Here is a 23380-nt window from a genome sequence, read left to right as displayed (position 1 = left end):
TATTCCAGTATTATTATTTTTTTAAAGCTATTTGATTTGTCTTAACTGCAGAAGTATCTTTTGCTGCTGTGTCGGCTGGTGCTGTTGCAGGAGCAGCAGTTACAGGCATGTTAAATTGCTTTCTCAAATCGTCAGTTAAATATGTTGGCAACTGTGCAACCCAGGTATCATATTCCTGTTGCGAAACAACCCTTACTTTTCTTTGCATCTTGTAGTGACCTTCACCGCAAATCTTAGCGCAAAGGAACAAATATTCAAACTTAGGATCATTTGTTTTAGCCTTCATCTCTTCCGTTGTGATAGTAGGTGTAAATTCGAAATAAGAAGTCATACCTGGTACAGTGTTCAACTGAACCCTGAAGTGAGGCATATAAAAACTATGCAAAACATCTTTACTTGTAAGGATCAAACGTACTGGCTTGTTAACAGGCAGAACCATTTCTTCAGCAAGCTGATCGTCAAGTGTATTTTTATCTTTAAAGTCAATACCTAAAGCATTGTCAGAAGTAATCAGTTTGTAGTTTTTCGTACCCACAACACCATCGGCACCTGAATAACGGATAGCCCAAGCAAACTGAGATGAAGTGATTTCAATACTCAATGGCTTATTATTAGGATCAGGGATTTTATAGAATATTGATCTCCAGGTAAGGAAACCCATCAATACCAATACTGTTAATACAACGGCAGGAATGATTGTCCAAAGACGTTCCAACGCATTGTTGTGCGGATAGTAGTAAGCTTTTCTTTTGCCAGTGTATCTGTAAACATAAGCAAAGGCAAATAGCACAATATGCGTCAGGATAAATACGATTGTCGTGATGATCAACGTGATGTTGAACATCTGGTCAATCTTCTTACCATGCTCTGATGCTGCCTCTGGCAGGATCATCTTACCATGAACTGTGTATTCCCAGTAAACACCATACAGCCCTACGATAAGGAATAGCGCAAAAAGTACTCCGTTTATTGTATTCCAGTTGATTCCTTTAGGCTTGTCCTGAGCCTCACGGGTCAGTTCATATACCTTTAGTGCTTTACCTATGATTGCGATGAACAAGCAAAGCAGTAAGAATGCCATGGTGTAAAAAATCACCGATTTATAAACCGGCCCCATGTCCACTGGTTTCGCAGCGGCAGCTTCCTGTGCAAATGCACTCGTACTTGCAAACGCAGTTACAATCACTGCTAGTGCCGCTATTGTTTTATTACTTATAAATTTTCTTAAACTCATTTCCTTAAAAGTAGTAACACTGTACTTCTACTATACTATTATTTATTTATGCTATCCACCAATTACAAGTGGTGATTTAAACTCTCTTGTAAAAACGGATGGTTCTTTGCAATCAAAGGCTTTTTACTTAATGCACTTAAAACGGTAAAGGTAAACAATCCTACAAAACCAACTGCAGTTCCGATTTCAATAACCCCAAAACCATGGTGTTCTTCTACCGTACCCGGCATGATCATCTGATAGTAATCCACCCAGTGACCGCACAATACAATAATAGATACGGTTAACAATATGTTCTCTTGTCTCTTGTTATCTCTGTCCATCAACAGCAATACAGGCGATAAGAAGTTAAGAACAAGGTTCAGATACCACCAGAATTCATAATTTTCCCATCTCTTGTAAAAATATACTGTCTCCTCAGGCATATTTGCATAATAGATCAGCATAAACTGAGCAAACCATACATAAGTCCAGAAGATAGAGAATCCAAAAATAAACTGTCCAAGGTTATGAAGGTGGCTATTATTTACCCAGCTCATATAACCTGCTTTTCTCAAAAGAATGATGATGATAGCGATCGTAGCTAAACTACTCACCCACATCGCGGCAAAATTATACCATCCAAACATGGTAGAGAACCAGTGTGCTTCTAATGACATCACTGTATCAAAAGCAAATATCGGTGTAGTAAATCCGTAGATTACAAGAAATATACATGAGTATTTAAAGCTCTTTCTATAAGAGTTTAATCCTCCTTCTAAATCTTCATTATTAGACAATTTCGCAAGTAATACAGCAAAGATACTGTATACCCCTAAAAAGATAACCTGACGTGCCATAAAGAAAGGCACATTTAGAAATGCAGACTTGCCGTCAATTAATTTATCATAGTTTGGATCACCTTCTACAGTAAGGCCAGGTGCATTCCAGTGATGATATAAGTTATGTGTGTATAAACCAAGTCCAACTACCGCAATTAAGATCACTACCGCAATTGGTAATGTTTTTGCCATAGCCTGAGGTACACGTAGTATTGAAGCAGACCATCCTGCCTGTGCAACAAATTGAACAGCTAAAAAGAATGCTCCCGACATGCAAACACAAGCGAAGTAATAAGCCATTAATAACAGGTTAGCAAAAGTACGCTCATGAAGCGCCTCTTGAGAAAAACCAAAACCTATAGCCGCAATCCCTACTACGATAGCGATGATGCTTAAAGTTTTTGCTTTACCTGTAAACTCAAACTGCTCAGTTAAATTATAATTATGAGTTCCCATTTATTTCTTCTTTACTATTTTGCTTTTTGTAATTCTTGTACGTACAATACCACTTTCCATCTTTCATCAGGCGACAACTGAGAGGCATAAGAACCCATCATGTTAACACCATATTTAATGGTATGATAAATCTTTCCTGCTGATAAATCTTTCATCAGACCACCTCTTGATGATTCTTTCAAAGGATCGTGGAATGAAGGAACACCACTGAATTTCTCAATCTTAACCAAATGGCCCTGACCATCGCCTTTTTCACCATGGCAAGGTCCGCACATAACAATGTAGAGGTGTTGTCCTTTTAACAGGTTTGCTTCTGTCAACGGCATGTTATTTACCAGGTTAACACCTGCCGCTTCATAACCTTCTTTAGTATTTGGATAAATATCATCTTCTACAAATCCAACCGGAGCAGTATGCTTAGGTGGAGTCTGTGCAGTTTGCCCTTTAAAGCTCTTTAACATTTCATTTGTAGTAGAAACTGGTTGATCCGGATTAAGTGCAATCGGATCATACATATTCCTTGCGTATTCCAAGCCTGTGCTCTGTTTATCTCTGCATGCTGAAAATACGACAGCACTTGCAAGGATACAAAATGAGGCTAAAACTACTTTATTCTTATTCATAGCTAATATACTTCCTTTCATTATGCTTTACTTCCAAAGCACCTGCATCTTTTAATAAACCATCAATTTTACTATGCTCAACATTTTGTTGTGCATCGATAGCTATAATGAACCTGTCATCAGTTGCCCTAAGGTCCATTACTCTTGGTGCCCTTCCCGGGAACAAATGTGTAGATGCATAATATGAACCTACCAAACTGAATGCACAGAACAGAACAGTCAACTCAAACATAATCGGAATAAAATCCGGAAGTGCCAGAGCTGGCTTACCACCAATATTGTGTTTCCAATCTACTACCGAGGTAAGATAGATCAGTGCAAATGCAGATGCAGTTCCGGTTAATCCGCAGAAAAATGCGAGTATATCTAACCTGGATCTTTTAATCCCTAATTTAGCTTCGATGCCGTGAATAGGCATTGGCGTATAAACATCATAAATCTTAATGTTATTTTCCTGCAACTTATCGATGCCATGCATCAATTCATCAGGATCACCAAAACTGCCTAAAATATATTTGATATTACTCATTGTTATATTTTTGCGTATTCTTCTTGTTTAACACTATCAAATTTCCCTAAAGATTCCACGTATTCAGCTACATGTTCTTTATCCAAATGACCTTCTTTAATCTGCTCTAATTTTGCTTTCTCACTGGCGCTCTTCAAAATCATCTTCACCTCAGCTATCGCAATCGAAGGCAATACCCTCAAGAACAACAGGAACAAAGTAAAGAACACCCCAATCGACCCAACGAATACACTTACGTCAACCCAAGTTGGATAGAACATCGCCCAGCTCGAAGGGATATAATCACGGTGTAATGAAGTTACAATGATTACAAAACGCTCAAACCACATACCTATATTTACTACAATAGATAAGATCCAGGTAGCCGGGATATTGGTACGGATCTTTTTAAACCATAGCAACTGAGGAGAAATTACGTTACAAGTCATCATCATCCAGTATGCCCACCAGTAAGGACCAGTAGAACGGTTGATGAATGCATATTGCTCATATTCAGAACCTGAATACCATGCAATAAAGAACTCTGTCAAATAAGCCACACCTACGATAGATCCAGTCAAAATGATGATCTTATTCATCGATTCGATGTGGAACATGGTGATGTAGTTCTCCAATCCCAATACTTTACGTGCCACCAATAATAAGGTTAATACCATCGCAAATCCTGAGAAAATCGCCCCTGCCACAAAATAAGGAGGGAAGATCGTAGTATGCCATCCCGGAATTACTGAAGTAGCAAAGTCCATGGATACAATCGTGTGTACAGAAAGTACAAGTGGAGTTGAAATACCTGCTAAGATCAATGAAACTGCCTCAAAACGCTGCCATGTTTTTACGTTACCATTCCAGCCGAATGAGAAGATTGAATAAATTCTACGTCTCACACCTGTCGCACGGTCACGGATAGTCGCGATATCAGGCAATAAACCTGTATACCAGAATAACAATGATACCGAGAAGTAAGTTGAGATCGCAAACATATCCCAAACCAACGGCGAGTTAAAGTTAACCCATAGTGATCCGAATTGATTTGGTAAAGGAAGTACCCAGTAAGCTAACCAAGGTCTGCCCATGTGGGATACTACATATGTTGCCGCACAGATAACGGCGAAAATTGTCATCGCCTCTGCAGAACGGTTGATGGAGTTACGCCAGTTCTGGCGGAAAAGTAATAGTACCGCAGAAATTAGTGTTCCTGCGTGACCGATACCTACCCACCACACGAAACCGGTGATGTCCCAGGCCCAGCCTACTGTTTTATTCAAACCCCATGCTCCGATACCAAACCAGAAGGTGTAACCTACAGCTACTACCCAAAGTGTGGCACCACAAAGTGAAAGTATAAAACCTATCCACCATGCCCTGTTAGGCTTATTTTCTACTGGCATCAAAATATCATCCGTAATTTTTGCATACGTGATATCCTGTCCGGTAATTAATGGTTCTCTTAATATTGATTCGTTATGTCCTGACATAATTTATGTTCTTTTAATATCAGCTTACGCTCTTACGCTTGTACTGTTGTATCTGTATTTCTAATTTTTGTCATATAACCTATACCCGGTTGTACGTTGATCTCTTCCAAAACATAGTAGATACGCTCACTACGCAATGCTTTAGATACTTCTGAGTTAGGATCGTTGCCATCACCAAATATGATTGCATTTGCAGAACAAGCTTGCTGACAGGCCATCTTGATATCGCCATCTTTCAACGGACGTTTTTCAATCTTAGCTTGCAGTTTACCTGCCTGGATACGCTGAATACACATCGAGCATTTCTCCATAACCCCTCTTGAACGTGTAGTAACATCTGGGTTCAATACCAGCTGAGTAAACTCATTGTTCAGGTAGTTGTCAAAGCGTGAATCATTCCAGTAGTTAAACCAGTTGAAACGACGTACTTTATATGGACAGTTATTCGCACAGTAACGTGTACCTACACAACGGTTGTAAGCCATGTGGTTCAAACCATCTGAAGAGTGTACAGTCGCCAATACAGGACATACTGTCTCGCAAGGTGCGTGGTCACAGTGCTGACAAAGCATTGGCTGGTGAACTACAGAAACATTGTCCATCTGATTATCTTTCAGCTGTGCAATTTCTTTCTCTTTAGTTACCGCATTGATTCCATTACCATGTCCGTGTGCTCCATGAGCAGCCTCATCATGACCATCACTCTCCTGGTTGAAACTGTAGTAACGGTCGATACGGATCCAGTGCATCTCTCTGCGCTTACGTACTTCCTCTTTACCTACAACAGGAATGTTATTTTCTACGTTACAAGCTACAATACAAGAACCACAACCCGTACAAGCATTCAAATCGATTGCCATAACCCAGTTGTTACCTGGTTTCTCATATTTATCCCATAGATCGTATGATTTATGTTTGCCGTGCTCATTACCTGAACCAGCTGCCGGATTCTTTTTGTATTCTGTGAAAGTAGCCTCGCGAATGATATTTCTACCTTCAAAAGAGTGGTGAGTTTGCGTTTGTGCAAGTTCTTCTCTCTTTCCTGTACCATCTAATTTAACTGTAGTCGCATATTTAGTGGTACCGTTTGTAAAGCTTACAAATGGATAAGCGTTCTGACCTACACCATCACCTGCTTTACCAACCTTGGTACGTCCGTAACCTAAAGCGATTGAAGCAGTACCCTGAGCTTGTCCTGGCTGAATCAGCACTGGCAATTCAATTGTATAACCTTTATCGTCCTTAACAGAAACTACATCAAATTCTTTGAACCCTAATTTTTCAGCAAACTTAGGCGCAAGGGCGATGTAGTTATCCCATGTTACTTTAGAAACAGGATCAGGCAATTCCTGAAGGAATGCATTGTTTGCATGTTTACCATCGCGCATCGGGATACTTTCGTAAACCTGCAATTCGATATCTTTAGCTAATGCTTTGCTGTTATTTAAGATAGAAGGAATTACAGCTGTAAGTGATAAACCAAAGGTATAAGCACCTGCTGGTTTAGCTGTAGCTGCAAATACTCCTGTTTGCAATACATCTTTCCATGTTTTACCCAATGCAGGTAAAATTGTTTTCTCCCAGTTGTTACGCACATACTGGTAGTATTCTTTAACCGGCGCATCAGACCAGATCAATAAACTTTCTTCAGCCTGACGAGAGTTGAATACCGGATTAATTGTTGGCTGTACAATTGAATAATATCCTTCGTACGCATTTGCATCACCCCATGACTCTAAATAGTTATGGTTGATTGCTATTACATTACACAATGAAGCAGTTTCGTCTCTTCTATCTGAGAATGAAACTTTCAAACCTACTTTTGCCAATCCATCAGCAAATGCTTTCGCATTTGGAGCATCATAACCAGGATTACTGTCTAAAATGAAAACAGCTGCAACTTCGCCTCTGTTCATTTCATTGATGAACTCAGCAAACTCAGCATCGTTACCTGCGTAACGTTTGCAAGGATTGTCAAGATCTATTGTAGTACCGTAGCTACCGATTGCAGAGTTGATCGCATTTACCAAAATCTGGGTAGACACGTCATTTGAACCTGAAACTACTAATGCTTTTCCTTTATTCTGAAGCAACTCTTTAGCTACCAGCTTAAGTGCTTTATCGGCAGTTACATTGTTAGGCAATGTTCCGCCAGCCAATGTATTTCCTGTAATTGCATTATATAAAGTGATCAATGCAGGTCCCTCTTCTGATAACTTAACCGGAACGCGTGTATCTGCGTTAGTACCTGTTAAGCTCATACCAGCCTCGAACTGGAAGTGACGTGACATTTTTCCTGCTTTCAAAGATTTAGCATCTCTGTTAGATACATACTGGGAAGTAAACTCTTCACCGCTGATCCAGGTACCCAAAAAGTCTGCACCAAAACTTACGATCAGGTCAGCTTTATCAAAATTATATTTAGGAACTACTGCTTTACCAAAGCTATTCTCGTTTGCTTTGATGATACCTGTATAAGAAACAGCATCATATTGAACGTGTTTAGTATTTGGGTATGCAGTAATAAAATCAGCAATAACGGCTTTAGAAGACGGGCTGCTAATTGAAGATGAAATCACACGGATTTTCTTGCCTGAAGCCTGAGCTTTATTCAGTTCACCTTTTACAAACTCATCAATTTTAGACCAGTTAACCTCTGCTTTATCTAATACAGGAGATTTTAATTTAGATACATCATATAAATCTAAAACTGAAGCCTGAGCCTGTGCATCTGTACCGCAATTGAATACACCTGCATTTGGATTTGGTTCAATCTTAATAGGACGACCTTCTCTGGTTTTAACCAAAACGCTCTGACCATTAAAACTTGATACATAGTAGTTAGGTATACCAGGAACTACTTCTTCAGGTTTAATTACATAAGGGATTGATTTATGAAGAGGGGCTGTCTGACAAGCTGCAAGTGTAACTGCACCTAACCCAAAGCCTAACGCTTTTAAAAAGTCACGGCGCGGAGTTACTGTACTTAATCCTGCTTCATTTAAAACATCTTCAATTGGAAGGGGCTCAGCAAATTCGTTCTTGTTGTTTTCAACAAAATCCGGAGTGTTTTTATACTCTTCTAAGCCTTTCCAGTATTTTTTATTGCTTTCCATTTAAGCTATATTACTGTTTATCGAACGTTCTTTTTATTAAACTCTAATTAATAGTGGCACTTACCACACTCTAAACCACCCAAAGCAGCCGGCGTAATTTTTTCGCCTTTTTTGATTTTCTCATGCGTTTCTATAACCTTATCATAGAATGCATTTCCTTTAACCTCCAGCTTGGTATCTTTGTGACAGTTGATACACCATTTCATGGTCAGCGGAGAGTACTGATAAATCTCTTCCATCGTATCAACCGGACCGTGACATGCAAAACATACCGGCTCATTTGGTTGTAAACCTTTTTCTTTTCTGATCGCTTCTTCACCAACTACAACGTGTTGTGAGTGATTGAAGTAAGCAAAATCAGGCAGATTGTGTACACGCACCCACTCCACTGGTTTTTCTTTAGACTTGTCATAAGACATCGTCGCAGGATCATAACCAACAGCATTGTAGATCTTTTGGATTTCAGGAGAGATTTCTCCGTCATATTTCTCAGTAGCCTGTACTGATTTGTGACAGTTCATACAAACATTCATAGAAGGAATGGTTGAATTCTTAGATTTGAATGCCCCTGCGTGGCAGTACTGACAGTCAATCTTATTTGTACCTGCGTGTAATTCGTGTGAGAATTTAATTGGCTGTACTGGCTGATAACCTGTGTGAACACCTGTTTCCCACATACCCATCCAACCAAACGAGCCTAAGCACACAATCAGACACAATATAAAGAAGAATACAAATTTCTTGTTTTTAAACAAACGCTTGATTCCTGTGCTAAACGGCACTTCTTCAGCCAGCTCTACGCCTTGTCTCTTCAAGATCAAACGTTCCAGCATTTTGATGGCGCGACCTAATACTACCAATATAACTATTGATACTAAGATAATGGCTGCGATACCAGCGATAGAAAAACTGGAAACTTCATCTGACCCAGTTGTTGCAGAAACAGCAGCTTCACCTTCTTTTTTAGGTTCGCCTGCTTTAGCGTAAGCGATGATGTTTTTAATCTGATCATCAGTCAAACGCGGGAAAGTAGTCATCTCCGCAGGAGAAAACTTCGATGCCTCTATCGCTTGCTGATCACCTGACGCAACTAATGCTTTCCAGTTTTTGATCCATTTGATTGCAAAAGCTTCATCAAGTTCGTTCAATTTAGGAGTTAATGCAGGACCAGTACTGTTACGATCCAAAGTGTGACAAGACCCACAATTATCCTTAAATAGTTTGCGGCCCTCTACTACATCTTGTGCCTGTGTTGCAGAAACGATTAAAACAGATAGAGCCGTAAACATGAATGCCGACTTCCAAACTCTTCTAACGATCAATGAGATATCCCTCATAATGAGTATTTTATGCTATTTTTTAAAAAACTTATAAAACGTATTTGATGTTTAAACTTAGGTTCCCCACCAAAACGTCCACAAAAGTAAAATTTATTAACTTACCAATGACAAATAAATGACAGTAAATACAATTTATAATCAATCTAAATAGTTCGTTTTTTATGCTTTAAACGAAGAAAATCAGCAATTTTTAAAAAACTGCTGATCTTTTATTTGTCTCCCAATCTCGGTGAGACTTGTTTATTTAAATTACATTTTTAAGATCCATGCAAACATCAGCGGAGCTACAATTGTTGCATCGGATTCTACAATGAATTTTGGTGTATGTATGTCTAATTTACCCCAGGTAATCTTCTCATTAGGCACTGCACCTGAGTAAGATCCATAAGAAGTGGTGGAATCTGATATCTGACAGAAATAACTCCAGAAAGGAATATTTTCCATTTCCATATCCTGGTAAAGCATAGGCACCACGCAAATCGGAAAATCTCCTGCTATACCTCCTCCAATCTGAAAAAAGCCAATTCCTTTACCTTCGCTATTTGCGATATACCAATCTGCCAGCCAGCCCATGTACTCAATACCGCTTTTCATCGTAGTAGCTTTCAGCTCTGATTTCATTACATATGATGCAAAGATATTTCCCATAGTGGAATCTTCCCAACCAGGTACTACAATCGGCAGGTTTTTTTCAGCCGCAGCCAGCATCCATGAATTCTTAGGGTCTATTTCATAATATTGTTCTAAATCACCGCTCAACAACATTTTGTACATAAATTCATGAGGAAAATAACGCTCGCCGGCATTATCTGCATCTTTCCAGATTTTATGGATGTGTTTTTGCAACCTCCTGAAAGCTTCTTCTTCGGGAATGCAGGTATCCGTAACACGGTTATAGTGGTTTTCGAGCAAATCCCATTCGTCCTGAGGGCTCAAGTCACGATAGTTTGGTACCCTTTTATAATGTGAATGCGCAACAAGGTTCATGATATCCTCTTCAAGGTTTGCACCGGTACATGAAATGATTGCCACTTTATCCTGACGGATCATCTCAGCCAATGAAATCCCCAACTCAGCAGTACTCATCGCACCAGCAAGCGTGATCATCATCTTACCGCCTTCATCCAAATGTGTTTCGTATCCTTTGGCCGCATCCATCATCGCCGCAGCATTAAAATGGAGGTAATTACGCTCCATGAACTGAGATATAGGTCCTCTTGTTGTACTCATCTTAATCTATATTTTTATTGCTTTGCCGCAAAAATAGCTATTTAATCAGAGCTTCCATAAAAAGAATGGGTTGAATTAGCATCTCGCTCTAACCTTGTTTATAGTGAGTGCACCATGACTGCACCATGAGTGCACGGTGAGTGCACCTTTTCCCTAGAAAAACGTGGACTCATCGTACATTTATTACATTATCAATGTGCTCGCACACGCACCATAAGCTAAGCCAGATATAAACATATCCGATATTAATTAGGCAACTGTTCAATTAATGGCCTTAAACTTGCTTGGCTGAACGAATAATTAAAACTTTCTGCTATTTTAGGCCTATGAAGAAAATTTCGCTATGCACCACTTTAGTTTTGATAGCTGCGAATGTGTTGGGACAAAACAAATTTATTGATCGCTATCTTTCTAATAAGACAGATTCTTCACGCAGAGCGAGTTTTATGCCGGTGCCCATTTTAAGGTATTCTCAGGAAATAGGCCTTGAATTTGGTGCAGGATTGCTCTATTCAGCATATTTAGATAGAAAAGACCTAACCAACAGAAGTTCAAATTTCTCCGGCCTGGTTTCAGTTTCTACTAAAAGCCAGTACAATATTTCATTAAAAAGCGACATCTGGACAAAAAAGAATAAGCATCATTATATCGCCGAAGTACGTTTTAAGAAAATGCCCTTTGATTTTTTTGGTATAGGCAATGAAACCATTGAGGCAGACAAAGACAGATTAGTGCAGGACTATATCAAAGTGGTTTTGGAGGCGGAAAAGCGGTTTTGGCCAAATATGTATACCGGATTTTCGGTAGGTTTCGAAAATTACCATTTTACAGATAAGGAAGTTGGCGGAATATTTAGCACTGACCAGTCTATAGTTCATAAATTCGGTGGATCTGTTGTTTACGCCGGTGTCTCTCAGACCTACGATACTAGAAATTCAAATAATTATACTACAAAAGGTATGATGGCAAAAATTTCCTATCAATACGCTCCCGATTTCTGGGGCGGGGAAAACTTCACCGGAAGTCTAATCAAAGCCAACATTCGTAATTTCTGGTCGTTATCGCCCAAATTTGTGCTCGGCGTACACGGTATGTTCAATACTGTTCAAGGCAAAAACACACCCTTTTACCTATTACAACAAATGGGTAATGATGAAATGATGAGGGGTTATTATACCGGCAGATATAGAGAACGCAACCTGCTTGCTGCACAAGCAGAATTAAGGTATCGCTATAACAACCGCTTTGGACTAGCGATATTTGGTGGCGGCGGTCAAGTTTTTGACAATGGCGACCTTTCCCTAAAAAGCTTTAAGCCTTCATATGGTGCGGGAGGAAGGTATTTCTTTGATCCTGAAAAAGGACTGAGCGTTCGCGTTGATTATGGTATCGGTGAAAAGCGTGCAAATGAAAAACGCCAGACCGGTTTTTACATCAGTCTGGCGGAGGCGTTTTAATATGATTACTTTGCGGAATAGTAAACTTCATTTTGTCTAGTAGCACCGGTTCTCTCATCGACCACTGGTCTGTTATGATCGAACAGCACCTTCCCGTTTTTGACGAGCTTACTACTTTGTATTACAATGGAATTTTCGTTTTTCCAATAACCAACGTTCTGAATGATAATGGTCAGAAGATCAGATTTCTTTAGTTGAGCATTGATTTGTTTCGCATACTTTGCCTCTATAAATACTTTCAATTTTTCTCCAGCCTCAGTTTCAACGTAAAATCCGTCCATCAGCTTGTTGGCTACAGAAGAATACGAATAATCTACCACTCTGACCTTGAGCATTTTGCCTTGATACTTAGTAAATGCTTCCCTGCTTTTTTTTGTTTCAAGTTTAAGTTTCGGCTCATGACCAAACCAAAATACCCAATCATGGTTATCCAGCCCGGCTTGATCATAATATCCAGCAGGACCCGATCCTTGAGTAGCGCTCAGCTCCGCTATGAATTCTTTATCAAATTTTTCAGCCTCCTTTAAAGAATATACTTTCCCATCCACAAAGAATTTCGGGTTTGTCTTATCTGACCCCATAATGGTCATCTTCTTTCCTTTTGGAGATTTTACGTCGTAAACATATTGAACATGATCTTTATACTCCTTAGTTGATTTCTTTATAAATGGTTCCTGTTGATGGCTTGGATTTGTATTCACAGCTTTTTGATCAGTCGGAACTTTTTCGTAAAAGCGATAAAACATTTGTTTGTTCTTCACTCCATAAGCTTTCATATCTTTTGAAATTGATGTCCAATCTGTAATGGAATAGGTTGCCGCTCCGGTTTTCACCTCATGCACAAATCTTAACCAGACATGATCCCCTTGTTTGAATGAAGCCAGTTCAGAAAGTGCGACCTGATTGGAATTGATCTTAATGATGAATTTAAAACCATTCGCAGTCACCTCCATCGTTCTTTTTCCGGCAACTACACTTCCTGCTTTAGTAATAACACCGTCATTATACCTGACCCTATTCGCCTCATATAAAAACGGTGCAGGCTTCCTGTTTGGATCTATCTTCGGCATCTTCATTTCATAAATCAGATGGCCGTCTTTTACGATTTTCTCAGGCGTGATTCCCATAATTGGATTTTGGGAAAAACTAAAACTATGAACCTGTATATCCAATTTGTCGCCGGCTTTTACCAGACTAGTGATTCTATCAGATCCATCGGGTACATCGCTGCCCAGATAATAATCCTTGTTTTGATACTCCACCATCATTTTCACGTCCCTTATAGATCCAGCAGGCATTTTCACCTCCCCCTTCACCAAAACATTGACATTCTTTCCCATCATACTTCTGGAAAATTCAATCTTCGTTTTAAAGTCTTCAGTCTTCATCCATGCCTCATGATCCGCCCTTGCCTTTTCGGTTTCAGGGGTCCATTTAACCTTTTGCCTGTATTTTACACTATCTTGTGGCTGAGGCGTAAGGGCTTTATAAGTGGTTTCTTCTGAATACTTTCCCATCGATGGTTTATCGATATAAGCTACGGAGAAGCTCCACAACAGTATTGACGATAATGGCAATGCTGTTAGATACGTTAACTTTTTCATATTTTTTGATTGATTAGTGAATAACATTTTAATACGCGCCTTTAATGGGCTTTTCACAAAACTGTGCACCAAAGGTGTGTTGTTCTTACGAACGGCTATGGTCAGTAATAAATTGGCATAGGAAGTATTTCCAATAATTGATGATGCCTCCTGGTCTGCTTCGTATTCATGTACCTGCTCCAATGACTGTGCATAGAGGTAAATCAATGGATTGAACCATAAAAACACTTTGCACACATTCACGAACAGTTTGTCGAGGGAATGAAGTCTGTTGGCGTGAACTGCTTCATGCTGAAGGATCACTGCAATTTCTTCTTCTTTCAGATCCTGCTGATCTACAAAAACATAATTTAGGAAAGAACAATTGGTAAAACCTGTTGGTTTATAGACAACCTTCAAACGGCCTACCCTCTTATTTACTTTAGTAATGTGTTTTAACAACTGTATCATCTGATAAACAAACAACACCAACATTGTTGCTGCGATCAGCCAGTAAACGACATTCGTAATCTCCTGCCAGCTGTATTCAGAAAAAAGAGAGTCTTCTGATACTGAATTTGGAACGCCTACTGGAGCAAATGATTCAACAGTCAACATTGGTATGTCCTGTGCCACTTCCTCCTGCACTTCTACCTGCCTTTCCAGTTCCAGCTGCAAAGCTGGAATAAGAAAACTAACAGCCAGAGCCGACAATAGGTAAAACCTATTGAAGCTAAAAAAAGTAAGCCTTTGTAAAAACAAATAATACAGCGCATAAAACAAGGCCATACAGGCACTTACTTTCAGCAGGTAGATTAGCCATTCCATTATTTCTCGTTTTTGTTGATGAGTGCTTTGAGTTCGGCGATGTCTGCTTCACTTAATGATTGTTCCTTTACCATAAAAGACAACAGGTTTGCCGGTGAGTTATCGAAATACCCGGAAAAGAGTTTAGAGAAAGTCGTGCGGGCATATTCTTCCTTACCGATTGCAGGATAATATTCATACGTCTTCCCATAAGCTTTATAGCTCAGGTATCCTTTTTTTTCTAAAAGTCTTACGATAGATGAAATGGTATTATACGGAGGCTTGGGTTCCTCATCCATTTCCTCAATGATGTCTTTCACAAATCCTTTCTGAAGCTTCCAGATGATTTGCATAATACGCTCTTCTGCTTTAGTTAATTCTTCCATAACATAAAGCTATAACTTATATTTCAGTTTTACAACTGTAAATTCAGTTAATGAACGTATTTACCAGTTTTAAAAGATTAAAATACTGATAGTCAGATAAATAATTTTAATACTTGATTTTAAAATGTTCTTTAGCCTGCCCCTTTCTAAAGTAAACCAGTCCGATCCAGAACAAGTCAACGGTCACAGTTACATCCGGATGGCTCTTAATTTCTTCCCAGGCCTCTTTCATGCCTTTACTCCAATAGATATCGTCAAATATCAGGAGCGAGCCTTCATGCACTTTTGGCAAACACCAGTTGAAGTAATCTATGGTAGCCTGCTTTCTGTGATTGCCGTCTATGTAAACGAAATCTAACCGGTCTGCCCTTTCAATGATTTCCGGAAAAAGCAAGTCAAAGTTCCCAACCTGCAACTCTACATTATCAAGATCAAGCTCCTGGAAGTTTTTATAAGCTACCTTTGCAGTTTGAGGGCACCCTTCTACTGTAATGACATCAGCATCGGGAACGGCTTTGGAAAGGTAAGCCGAGGTGATGCCCAGGCAGGTGCCGAGTTCGATGATATTTTTAGGATTGTTATCTTTTGCCAATCTATAAATCAGCTGCGCCAGTCTTGGGTTCTTCAGTGCATTCTTAGCAATTTGGCTCACCTTCTTAACCCTATTTTTATTCAGATGCGAACCTGCACCTAAATCGGTCACAGTGACCTCAGAATGGTCATTAAAAAGTTTTTTTCTTTGGGCTTCTATGCTTTTATAATCATTTTTAGGACTAAAATCGTAAATTACCTCATCCGTAAGTTTATAAACAAATGGGGAATGTGTACCATGTCTGCTTTTTGAGGTAAAGCGATGTTTCAGATAATCACTGATAAAGTTAAAAATCATAACCGCAAAAATAGGCATTCAAATTTGTATGTTTAATGGAAAACGTTAAAGAAATAAGCGCTTTAGTAAAATTACTTGATGATCCGGATCAGGAAATCTACCAGCATGTGGAAGGGCGTCTCCTTGAGTATGGTAATGAAGTCATCGATTACCTGGAAAATGCCTGGGAACAATCGCTGGACTCATTACTTCAGCAGCGCATTGAAAACATAGTCCATAAGATACAATTCACCAATGTAAAGGAAGACCTCAATTTATGGTACCAAAGCGGTGCGTTTGACCTGCTGCAGGGTGCACTTGTTGTCAACCGCTACCAGTACCCTGACCTCGACGAAGAAAAGATCATTCTTCAGATCGAAGAAATCAAACGGGAAATTTGGCTTGGACTACAATATGAAATGAGTTCTATTGAGAAAATTAAACTCATCAACCATGTGTTCTATAACATTTATGGTTTCAGCGGAAATACCAAGAATCACCACGACCCTCAAAATTCATACATCAATCAGGTCATTGAGAGCAAAAAAGGCAACCAGATCTCATTAGCCATCATTTATGCTACCCTTGCTCAAAAACTGGACATCCCGGTTTACGGTGTCAATTTGCCCCAGCATTTCATTTTGGGTTATATTGATGAGAGCAAACGTGAAGAGCATGAATTTGGCGTATTGTTTTACATCAATGCCTTTAATAAGGGTGCCATCTTTGGCAAACATGATGTAGACCAGTTCCTGCGTCAGCTCAATCTTGATCCTATGCCTGGTTTCTATGCGCCTTGCAGCAATGTGGAAATCATCAGGCGTGTCATCCGCAATCTGATTTCTGCTTATGAAAACCTCGGCTCAAAAGAAAAGGTCGACGAACTGAAGCAATTGCAGGATATACTGATCAATACAGATTTATAGAAATTTATTGGCTTTCATCCAGTTGACCAGACGTTCAAACCAATCGTCTTTTGTCGTCTTATTGTTCAGTCCAAAGCCATGACCTCCACCCTGATAAAGGTGCATTTCGGCTTTTACCTTATTTTTAACAAGAGCCTGATTAAAAAGGATGCTATTTTCAACTGGTACGCCACCATCATCATTGGCATGCACCAGAAAAGTAGGTGGCGTATTCGTATTCACATGTTTCTCGTTAGAAAAATATTCCTTTTGTTCTGCCGTGCCGTTTTTACCGATCAGGTTGATTGCAGATCCCTGATGGGCAAAGGCACCAAAGGAGATCACCGGATAGATCAGGATAGAAAAATCCGGACGCAAGCTTAATTTTTCAACGTTGGGGATCTTTATATCATCGTAATGAACGGTAAGTGTAGACGCAAGATGTCCGCCTGCGGAAAACCCCATAATACCAATTTTGGAAGGGCTAAGGTTCCATCTGGCTGCATTTTTCCTGATTAAGTAAATGGCCTGCTCTGCGTCCATCATCGGCCCTATGGATTTATCGTCCATAATCGCATCACCAGGCAGACGGTACTTTAAGACAAATGCAGCCACACCAATTTCATTAAACCGTTTGGCTACATTAAAGCCCTCATGGTCGATAGCAAGTATGCCATAGCCTCCACCCGGACAAATGATCACGGCGGTGCCCGTTGCCTTTTCTTTGGCAGGCAAAAAAACGGTCAGGGTTGGCACAGATACTTTCGATGTTCTGGTGATGTGGTCTGCGCCAACAGGTGACTGCTCCACATAATCAGCAGGAGTGGTTTTTGATCCGGGAATCTTTCCCTCATAGAGTTTAACAATTTCCTGGGCCTCCAGACCTGTTGAAGATGTCAGTATCATGAGCAATGCTATAAAGTATTTCATTAAAACTCCATTAAGTATGCTTTTAAAAAGTCGTTGATGTCTCCATCCAGCACAGCCTGAGGATTTGAAGTCTGGTAATTGGTCCGGTGATCTTTCACCCTCCTGTCGTCCAGCACATAACTCCTGATCTGCGAACCCCATTCTATCTTTTTCTTACTGCCTTCTACCAAAGCCGTGGCTTCCATACGCTTGCGCATCTCAATCTCATAAAGCTGTGATTTCAGTAAGCGAATGGCATTTTCTTTATTCTGAAGCTGTGAGCGGGACTCCTGGTTCTTGATGATGATCCCCGAAGGTTTGTGGTACAGGCGAACTGCTGTTTCTACCTTATTTACGTTTTGTCCGCCGGCCCCACCTGAGCGAAAGGTCTCAAACTCTATTTCAGAAGGATTGACTTCGATTTCTATAGTGTCATCTACAAGGGGATAAACATAAACGGAAGCAAAAGAGGTATGCCTTCTTGCATTAGAATCAAACGGAGAGATCCTCACCAGTCGGTGCACTCCATTTTCTCCTTTCAAGTACCCATAAGCGAATTCACCGGAGATTTCGATCGTTACCGTTTTAATACCGGCAACCTCTCCCTCCTGGTAATCCTGTTCGGCTACCTTATAGCCATTTTTTTCTGCCCACATCAGGTACATGCGCATCAGCATATAAGCCCAGTCGCAACTTTCTGTACCTCCGGCACCTGCAGTGATCTGCATAACTGCTGGCAGCTGGTCTTCCTTGGTCTTGAGCATATTCTTAAGTTCAAGACTTTCAACCGCGTTTAGACACAAGTCAAACTGCTCCTTCATCTCTTCTTCTGTGGCGTCTCCGCTTTGCCAGAAGTCAAAAAGAACCTGGGTATCTTCCATCAGGCTATTGGCGTGCTGCCAGCCATCTGTCCACACCTTTTTGGAGTTGATTTCAGCAATATGTTTTTCGGCTTTCTTTGGGTCATCCCAAAAATTTGGCTGCAGGGTAAGTTCCTGCTCTATACGGATATCTTCTAAACGGTTTTCGACGTCAAAGATACCTCCTCAGCGACGCTACTCTGTCCCTTAAATCCTGAATTTGTTCTTTTGTCATAATCGCAAATATAGGATAAAAATGTAAAGTAAGTGAGGAGGAGGTACGGTAGGACTAACTAAATAATCCTTTTACTTTATCTATAATGCTATCATCTTTACCATCTCCATTTGCATCTGTTTTCTCGGTAAACATCCTGGTTACATCCGACAGGTCAAATTTACCATCATCACCGGAAACCTTACTCAATACATCCTGGATATTGAAAGAGCTGTCATTCGGATCATTGGTCTTTTTTATGAATTTATCTACTATGCCCGGCAAAACTGAAGCAGCAATGTTCTTGGCAGATTCAAGATTGATGCCCATTCCGGCCAGCTTCTCTGTGAGACCTGAAGAAGCCTGGTCTACAACTGCACTGCTATTGCCATTTTTAAAAGCATCTACCAATCCGGCAATATCACCCGACGCGAGCTTATCTTTCAATGCATCTATAATTGATCCTGAAGTAGCTTCGATTGCAGCTTCATTTTGTTCGTTAGGAACTGCGCTGTTATTTACAATCGCATCCTGTACATTTTCTTTTACAAGTTGTTTTAAATTTTCTATCATGGCTGATGTTTTAATGGTATTAAAATACCGTTTTATATATTAAATGTAATCAAAATAATTCCATTAAAAACAGGCCTGAAACCAGTTTATTTCAATGCATTTTATCAGTTAACTTACAGATGTATGTAGGAATTTATTTATCGTTATAAATATTTTCATTTGGATTTTATGAAATAAAATAAACCATTACATTTACAAAAACACTTAGATTATGCTTCCTACAGTAAACTTTACAGAAACCGCTGCCTATAAATATCTTGCTGATCATTTCATTAGCATCAATGAAAAAAACCTAAAGCAATTATTCCTTGAAGATGATGGGCGTTTTGAAAAATTCTCCCTGCTATTTGAAGATATTCTGGTAGACTATTCAAAGAACCGGATTGATGATACAACAATTGCACTGCTCATCCAGCTGGCAAGGGAATGTAAACTCGATGAGGCCATCAAAGCCATGTTCAGCGGAGACAAAATCAACCAGACTGAGGGCAGACAGGTACTGCATGTTGCGCTTAGAGAACCGGCAAATGGAGAGATCCTTGTTGACGGTAAAAATGTAGTAACTGATGTACACCAGGTGCTCGGCAAAATGGAGAAATTCAGTAATGCTATAATTTCAGGCAGCTGGAAAGGATATACAGGAAAACCGATCACAGACATCGTAAATATCGGCATCGGGGGATCAGATCTTGGCCCGGTAATGGTGACTGAGGCCTTAAAGGCTTATAAAAATCACCTGAATATGCATTTTGTGTCAAACATAGACGGCACGCACATTGCAGAAACGCTAAAACAGGTGGATCCTGAGACCACTTTGTTCCTCATTGCCTCCAAGACTTTTACTACTCAGGAAACTATGACCAATGCCAATACGGCGAGAACATGGTTCTTAGACAATGGTGCAAAGAAAGAAGACGTTGCGAAACATTTTGCGGCATTGTCTACCAATGCCAAAGATGTGTCTGCTTTTGGCATTGACACTGAAAATATGTTTGAGTTCTGGGACTGGGTAGGTGGCAGGTATTCGCTATGGAGTGCCATTGGACTGCCAATTGCATTGAGCATTGGCTTCGACAACTTCAAACAGCTTCTCGCAGGAGCTCATGCTGCTGATCAGCATTTTGAAACTGCTGAGTTTGAAATCAACATACCAGTTATCCTTGGACTTATCGGGGTCTGGTACATCAATTTCTTTAATGCAGAGACCCAGGCGATACTACCATATGACCAGTACATGCACCGTTTTGCTGCCTATTTTCAGCAGGGAGATATGGAAAGTAATGGTAAACATGTAGATCGCAATGGCAACGATGTAAGCTATGAGACAGGCCCTATCATTTGGGGAGAGCCCGGAACCAACGGACAGCATGCCTTTTATCAACTGATCCATCAGGGTACCCGCCTGATTCCTTGCGACTTCATTGCACCGGCACAGAGTCTGAACCCTATTGGTGACCATCATCCTATCTTGTTGTCCAACTTCTTTGCGCAGACAGAAGCGCTCATGAACGGCAAAACAAAAGAACAGGTTGTCGAAGAGCTTAAAAAGGATGGGAAAACAGCTGAAGAGATCGAGAAACTGGCACCGTTTAAAGTATTTGAAGGAAACAGGCCGACCAATTCCATTTTACTTAAGAAGGTTACTCCTTTTAGCTTAGGTAGTCTGATTGCCTTTTATGAGCATAAAATCTTCGTACAGGGTATCATCTGGAATATATTCAGCTTCGATCAGTGGGGCGTAGAACTTGGCAAACAACTGGCAAAAAGCATCCTCCCTGAATTGGAAGGTGAACAGGAAGTTTCGTCTCATGACGGCTCTACAAATGGCTTGATCAACCAATATAAAGCCTGGAGATAACACTTTAATATGACACAGCTAAGCGTTTTCTCATTAAACCTTTTATAGATTACTTTGTTCTAACTCCGTAGTATAACAGCTTTTATACGTATATTTAGGATAAATCAATTATATAAAATCAATAATGATGAAAACGCTTAAAAATCTTTTAATCCTTGCAGTTGTATTTACAACGATGCAAGCATCAGCTCAGACAGACAAAGAAACGACTGCAAGACTGGTAAATGCTAAAACTCTTAAATTTAATGCGACGAGCGCTCAGCCACTTGCTGTTGCGGATTTAAATGCGGTATTGAGTAAAATGCCGGGCGGCTTAGGCGGAGGTGGCTCTATCCAGCTGAGTGGATCATCATATGACCTCAAAATCGATAAAGATAGCGTGGAAGCTTATCTTCCTTATTTTGGCAGGGCTTATACTGCTAATCTCGACCCCAATGATTCAGGGATCAAATTCAAGTCTAAAAACTTCACTTATAAAAGTGAACAAAAGAAAAAGGGCAGTTGGTTAATCACCATAAAACCTAAGGACACTAAGGATGCACAGGAACTGTCGCTAACTATAGGAGCCAACGGATATGCTTTTTTGAATGTTACCAGTAACAATAGACAATCCATTTCCTACATGGGGTACATCAGCGACCCTGCTGATAAGAAATAGGCATAAAAAAAGCCCGGTTTTTTAAGACCGGGCTTTTTTATGCCTATTTCTTCGAAACCAATGAAATCTCAAACAGTTTAGGCCATTTTTTACCAGTAACGAATAGTCGTTTCCCTTGTTTGTCCCAAGCAATTCCATTGAGTACATTATTACTGATATCCTCTTCTGTTTTAAAGTACCCATCTTCCAGTAAACCAGAGAGATCAATTTTCTTTTCTACAATACCAGATGAAGGATCTATAACCACCAGGTAGTTTTTCGTATAAATATTCGCATAGATCTTACCATCTATATATTCCAGCTCATTGATAGAGTCTACCATACCCTCGTTGTCGTATACATCAATAGCGTGCTGATCTTTATAGGTGTCTTTATCCATGAAATACAACCTGTTGCTACCATCGCTCATGATTAGCTGCTTACCATCATAGCACAATCCCCACCCGTCTCTGCTCGTCTGATAAGGAAATGTACTCAATTGTTTAAAAGTTTTGGCATCATACACCATCCCCATATTTGCCTTGTAGGTCAACATCACGATCTTATCCCCAACAAGTGTTGACCCTTCTCCAAAATACTGTTTATCCAGGTCTGTCCGCTGTAAAGCTTTACCTGAAGCAATGTCTACCCACCTCAACGTCGAATGCCCCTCCCGTCCGGTACTTTCCAATAGCCTGCCATTGTGGTATTCTAATCCCTGGGTATAAGAGCTCGTATCGTGAGAATAAGTCTTAATGATCTTATAGCCATATAATTCCGGTTTTACATTTGACCTCAGCTCAATATTTGTTGTCAATGTATCCTTTTTATCTTCAGTCTCTACAATTGCAGTTATCAGTTTAATCCCTACTGACTGTCCTGTAGTTTTGATCATTACAGCATCAGCATTATTTTTAGTGATAACAACCTTTCCGTCTAACAGATAGGTAGCAGAAGTAATATTGGCGTCCTTGGGAACATCTAGTTCCACTTTAATATCTTCTCCAAGGCTTAAGCTCTGATATTGCTCGGGAAATTTAAAACCTATAGCTGAACTGCCAGCCTGATCTTTACAAGAGCTGATAAAAAGAATGCTAAGCAATAAGCATAGCACAGAAACTAATTGAGTGATTTTTTTAACTTGGCCAGAATGCATCTTCTATATGATTAATTTTATAAAGGTGTTTATTTTCAAAAACAATTGCAATAATATCGTAACGAATCTCTCCCTGGTGACCACTCATCTCTATATATGCTTCCGCAGCATACTCAAGCTGTCTTTCCTTTTTAATATTTACAAAATCTTCAGGTTCTCCATAATCTGTCGAACTGCGTGTCTTTACTTCTACAAAAATGATTGTCCCATTATGATTAGCAATAACGTCTACTTCAGCTCTTCCGTATGCCCAGTTTAGGTTTAAGATGCGGTATCCAATGTTTTCTAAATAGTCTTTCGCGATTTCCTCGCCCCGTCTGCCCAGATCATTGTGACTTGCCAT

20 protein-coding genes are annotated in these 23380 nt (G+C 39.9%); 4 read left to right on the top strand and 16 right to left on the bottom strand.

Annotated features, from left to right (window positions below):
* Positions 1-13: 13 nt before the first annotated feature.
* The 8 genes from R2Q78_RS14530 to R2Q78_RS14495 form a co-directional block, all read right to left on the bottom strand.
* On the bottom strand, positions 14-1234 hold the full coding sequence (locus R2Q78_RS14530; protein ID WP_316793124.1) for a cytochrome c oxidase subunit II: 1221 nt from the start codon (positions 1232-1234) through the stop codon (positions 14-16).
* Between the two features lie 62 nt (positions 1235-1296).
* Entirely contained in the window at positions 1297-2511 is a 1215-nt protein-coding gene (locus tag R2Q78_RS14525; protein ID WP_316793122.1) for a quinol:cytochrome C oxidoreductase, read from the bottom strand.
* Between the two features lie 14 nt (positions 2512-2525).
* The gene (locus R2Q78_RS14520) at positions 2526-3134 is read right to left on the bottom strand and encodes a cytochrome c (RefSeq protein WP_316793121.1); all 609 of its coding nucleotides are present in this window, start codon (positions 3132-3134) and stop codon (positions 2526-2528) included.
* Positions 3127-3663, bottom strand: a complete 537-nt coding sequence (locus R2Q78_RS14515; protein ID WP_316793118.1) for a DUF3341 domain-containing protein — start codon at positions 3661-3663, stop codon at positions 3127-3129. Before R2Q78_RS14515 ends, R2Q78_RS14520 begins: the two co-directional genes overlap by 8 nt.
* A gap of 2 nt (positions 3664-3665) precedes the next feature.
* Positions 3666-5138 (bottom strand): NrfD/PsrC family molybdoenzyme membrane anchor subunit, encoded by a 1473-nt coding sequence (gene nrfD, locus R2Q78_RS14510; RefSeq protein ID WP_316793116.1) that lies wholly within the window; start codon positions 5136-5138, stop codon positions 3666-3668.
* A 32-nt stretch (positions 5139-5170) separates the two neighbouring features.
* Positions 5171-8254 (bottom strand): TAT-variant-translocated molybdopterin oxidoreductase, encoded by a 3084-nt coding sequence (locus tag R2Q78_RS14505; RefSeq protein WP_316793114.1) that lies wholly within the window; start codon positions 8252-8254, stop codon positions 5171-5173.
* A gap of 47 nt (positions 8255-8301) precedes the next feature.
* Positions 8302-9591, bottom strand: coding sequence for a c-type cytochrome (locus R2Q78_RS14500; RefSeq protein ID WP_316793112.1), 1290 nt, complete (start codon positions 9589-9591; stop codon positions 8302-8304).
* A 252-nt stretch (positions 9592-9843) separates the two neighbouring features.
* Positions 9844-10824 (bottom strand): deoxyhypusine synthase family protein, encoded by a 981-nt coding sequence (locus R2Q78_RS14495; RefSeq protein ID WP_316793111.1) that lies wholly within the window; start codon positions 10822-10824, stop codon positions 9844-9846.
* Positions 10825-11150: 326 nt separating this feature from the next.
* On the opposite strand from R2Q78_RS14495, the gene R2Q78_RS14490 reads away from it, so the two are divergent.
* Positions 11151-12281 (top strand): BamA/TamA family outer membrane protein, encoded by a 1131-nt coding sequence (locus R2Q78_RS14490; protein ID WP_316793109.1) that lies wholly within the window; start codon positions 11151-11153, stop codon positions 12279-12281.
* Positions 12282-12286: 5 nt separating this feature from the next.
* Here R2Q78_RS14490 and R2Q78_RS14485 read toward each other — a convergent pair whose 3' ends face one another.
* From R2Q78_RS14485 to R2Q78_RS14475, 3 genes are all read right to left on the bottom strand, one after another.
* Positions 12287-14692 carry a M56 family metallopeptidase gene (locus R2Q78_RS14485; protein ID WP_316793106.1) on the bottom strand — a complete coding sequence of 802 codons (2406 nt, stop codon included), beginning with the start codon at positions 14690-14692 and terminating at the stop codon, positions 12287-12289.
* The gene (locus R2Q78_RS14480) at positions 14692-15057 is read right to left on the bottom strand and encodes a BlaI/MecI/CopY family transcriptional regulator (protein ID WP_316793104.1); all 366 of its coding nucleotides are present in this window, start codon (positions 15055-15057) and stop codon (positions 14692-14694) included. Before R2Q78_RS14480 ends, R2Q78_RS14485 begins: the two co-directional genes overlap by 1 nt.
* Positions 15058-15163: 106 nt before the next feature.
* On the bottom strand, positions 15164-15946 hold the full coding sequence (locus R2Q78_RS14475; protein ID WP_316793102.1) for an O-methyltransferase: 783 nt from the start codon (positions 15944-15946) through the stop codon (positions 15164-15166).
* 35 nt (positions 15947-15981) lie between these two features.
* Here R2Q78_RS14475 and R2Q78_RS14470 point away from each other — a divergent pair, with 35 nt between their 5' ends.
* Positions 15982-16851, top strand: a complete 870-nt coding sequence (locus tag R2Q78_RS14470; RefSeq protein ID WP_316793100.1) for a transglutaminase-like domain-containing protein — start codon at positions 15982-15984, stop codon at positions 16849-16851.
* On the opposite strand, the gene R2Q78_RS14465 is transcribed toward R2Q78_RS14470, so the two are convergent.
* The 3 genes from R2Q78_RS14465 to R2Q78_RS14455 form a co-directional block, all read right to left on the bottom strand.
* The gene (locus R2Q78_RS14465; protein ID WP_316793098.1) at positions 16846-17760 is read right to left on the bottom strand and encodes an alpha/beta hydrolase; all 915 of its coding nucleotides are present in this window, start codon (positions 17758-17760) and stop codon (positions 16846-16848) included. The two genes, R2Q78_RS14470 and R2Q78_RS14465, sit on opposite strands and share 6 nt — an antisense overlap.
* Positions 17760-18834 (bottom strand): peptide chain release factor 2 gene (gene prfB / locus R2Q78_RS14460; protein ID WP_316793097.1). Its coding sequence is split into 2 segments (ribosomal slippage): positions 17760-18773 and positions 18775-18834, totalling 1074 coding nucleotides; the frame shifts between segments, so codons are not numbered across the junction. Before prfB ends, R2Q78_RS14465 begins: the two co-directional genes overlap by 1 nt.
* A gap of 54 nt (positions 18835-18888) precedes the next feature.
* Positions 18889-19386 (bottom strand): hypothetical protein, encoded by a 498-nt coding sequence (locus tag R2Q78_RS14455; protein ID WP_316793095.1) that lies wholly within the window; start codon positions 19384-19386, stop codon positions 18889-18891.
* A 211-nt stretch (positions 19387-19597) separates the two neighbouring features.
* On the opposite strand from R2Q78_RS14455, the gene pgi reads away from it, so the two are divergent.
* Entirely contained in the window at positions 19598-21244 is a 1647-nt protein-coding gene (gene pgi, locus R2Q78_RS14450) for a glucose-6-phosphate isomerase (RefSeq protein WP_316793094.1), read from the top strand.
* A 124-nt stretch (positions 21245-21368) separates the two neighbouring features.
* Entirely contained in the window at positions 21369-21902 is a 534-nt protein-coding gene (locus tag R2Q78_RS14445) for a DUF4251 domain-containing protein (protein WP_316793092.1), read from the top strand.
* Positions 21903-21945: 43 nt separating this feature from the next.
* On the opposite strand, the gene R2Q78_RS14440 is transcribed toward R2Q78_RS14445, so the two are convergent.
* Together R2Q78_RS14440 and R2Q78_RS14435 are read right to left on the bottom strand one after the other, a co-directional pair.
* On the bottom strand, positions 21946-23037 hold the full coding sequence (locus tag R2Q78_RS14440) for a glutaminyl-peptide cyclotransferase (protein ID WP_316793090.1): 1092 nt from the start codon (positions 23035-23037) through the stop codon (positions 21946-21948).
* Positions 23018-23380 (bottom strand): YraN family protein, encoded by a 363-nt coding sequence (locus tag R2Q78_RS14435; RefSeq protein WP_316793088.1) that lies wholly within the window; start codon positions 23378-23380, stop codon positions 23018-23020. The genes R2Q78_RS14440 and R2Q78_RS14435 overlap by 20 nt, the downstream gene beginning before the upstream one ends.

The sequence above is a fragment of the Pedobacter frigoris genome, assembly GCF_032678645.1.
Classification (GTDB): domain Bacteria; phylum Bacteroidota; class Bacteroidia; order Sphingobacteriales; family Sphingobacteriaceae; genus Pedobacter; species Pedobacter frigoris_A.
This window is presented reverse-complemented; position numbering and strand designations above follow the sequence as displayed.

Excerpts from the sequence above, each read along its gene's own strand:
- R2Q78_RS14530 (WP_316793124.1), bottom strand. The coding sequence starts at position 1,234 with ATGAGTTTAAGAAAATTTATAAGTAATAAAACAATAGCGGCACTAGCA.
- R2Q78_RS14525 (WP_316793122.1), bottom strand. The coding sequence starts at position 2,511 with ATGGGAACTCATAATTATAATTTAACTGAGCAGTTTGAGTTTACAGGT.
- R2Q78_RS14520 (WP_316793121.1), bottom strand. The coding sequence starts at position 3,134 with ATGAATAAGAATAAAGTAGTTTTAGCCTCATTTTGTATCCTTGCAAGT.
- R2Q78_RS14515 (WP_316793118.1), bottom strand. The coding sequence starts at position 3,663 with ATGAGTAATATCAAATATATTTTAGGCAGTTTTGGTGATCCTGATGAA.
- nrfD (WP_316793116.1), bottom strand. The coding sequence starts at position 5,138 with ATGTCAGGACATAACGAATCAATATTAAGAGAACCATTAATTACCGGA.
- R2Q78_RS14505 (WP_316793114.1), bottom strand. The coding sequence starts at position 8,254 with ATGGAAAGCAATAAAAAATACTGGAAAGGCTTAGAAGAGTATAAAAAC.
- R2Q78_RS14500 (WP_316793112.1), bottom strand. The coding sequence starts at position 9,591 with ATGAGGGATATCTCATTGATCGTTAGAAGAGTTTGGAAGTCGGCATTC.
- R2Q78_RS14495 (WP_316793111.1), bottom strand. The coding sequence starts at position 10,824 with ATGAGTACAACAAGAGGACCTATATCTCAGTTCATGGAGCGTAATTAC.
- R2Q78_RS14490 (WP_316793109.1), top strand. The coding sequence starts at position 11,151 with ATGAAGAAAATTTCGCTATGCACCACTTTAGTTTTGATAGCTGCGAAT.
- R2Q78_RS14485 (WP_316793106.1), bottom strand. The coding sequence starts at position 14,692 with ATGGAATGGCTAATCTACCTGCTGAAAGTAAGTGCCTGTATGGCCTTG.
- R2Q78_RS14480 (WP_316793104.1), bottom strand. The coding sequence starts at position 15,057 with ATGGAAGAATTAACTAAAGCAGAAGAGCGTATTATGCAAATCATCTGG.
- R2Q78_RS14475 (WP_316793102.1), bottom strand. The coding sequence starts at position 15,946 with ATGATTTTTAACTTTATCAGTGATTATCTGAAACATCGCTTTACCTCA.
- R2Q78_RS14470 (WP_316793100.1), top strand. The coding sequence starts at position 15,982 with ATGGAAAACGTTAAAGAAATAAGCGCTTTAGTAAAATTACTTGATGAT.
- R2Q78_RS14465 (WP_316793098.1), bottom strand. The coding sequence starts at position 17,760 with ATGAAATACTTTATAGCATTGCTCATGATACTGACATCTTCAACAGGT.
- R2Q78_RS14455 (WP_316793095.1), bottom strand. The coding sequence starts at position 19,386 with ATGATAGAAAATTTAAAACAACTTGTAAAAGAAAATGTACAGGATGCG.
- pgi (WP_316793094.1), top strand. The coding sequence starts at position 19,598 with ATGCTTCCTACAGTAAACTTTACAGAAACCGCTGCCTATAAATATCTT.
- R2Q78_RS14445 (WP_316793092.1), top strand. The coding sequence starts at position 21,369 with ATGATGAAAACGCTTAAAAATCTTTTAATCCTTGCAGTTGTATTTACA.
- R2Q78_RS14440 (WP_316793090.1), bottom strand. The coding sequence starts at position 23,037 with ATGCATTCTGGCCAAGTTAAAAAAATCACTCAATTAGTTTCTGTGCTA.
- R2Q78_RS14435 (WP_316793088.1), bottom strand. The coding sequence starts at position 23,380 with ATGGCAAGTCACAATGATCTGGGCAGACGGGGCGAGGAAATCGCGAAA.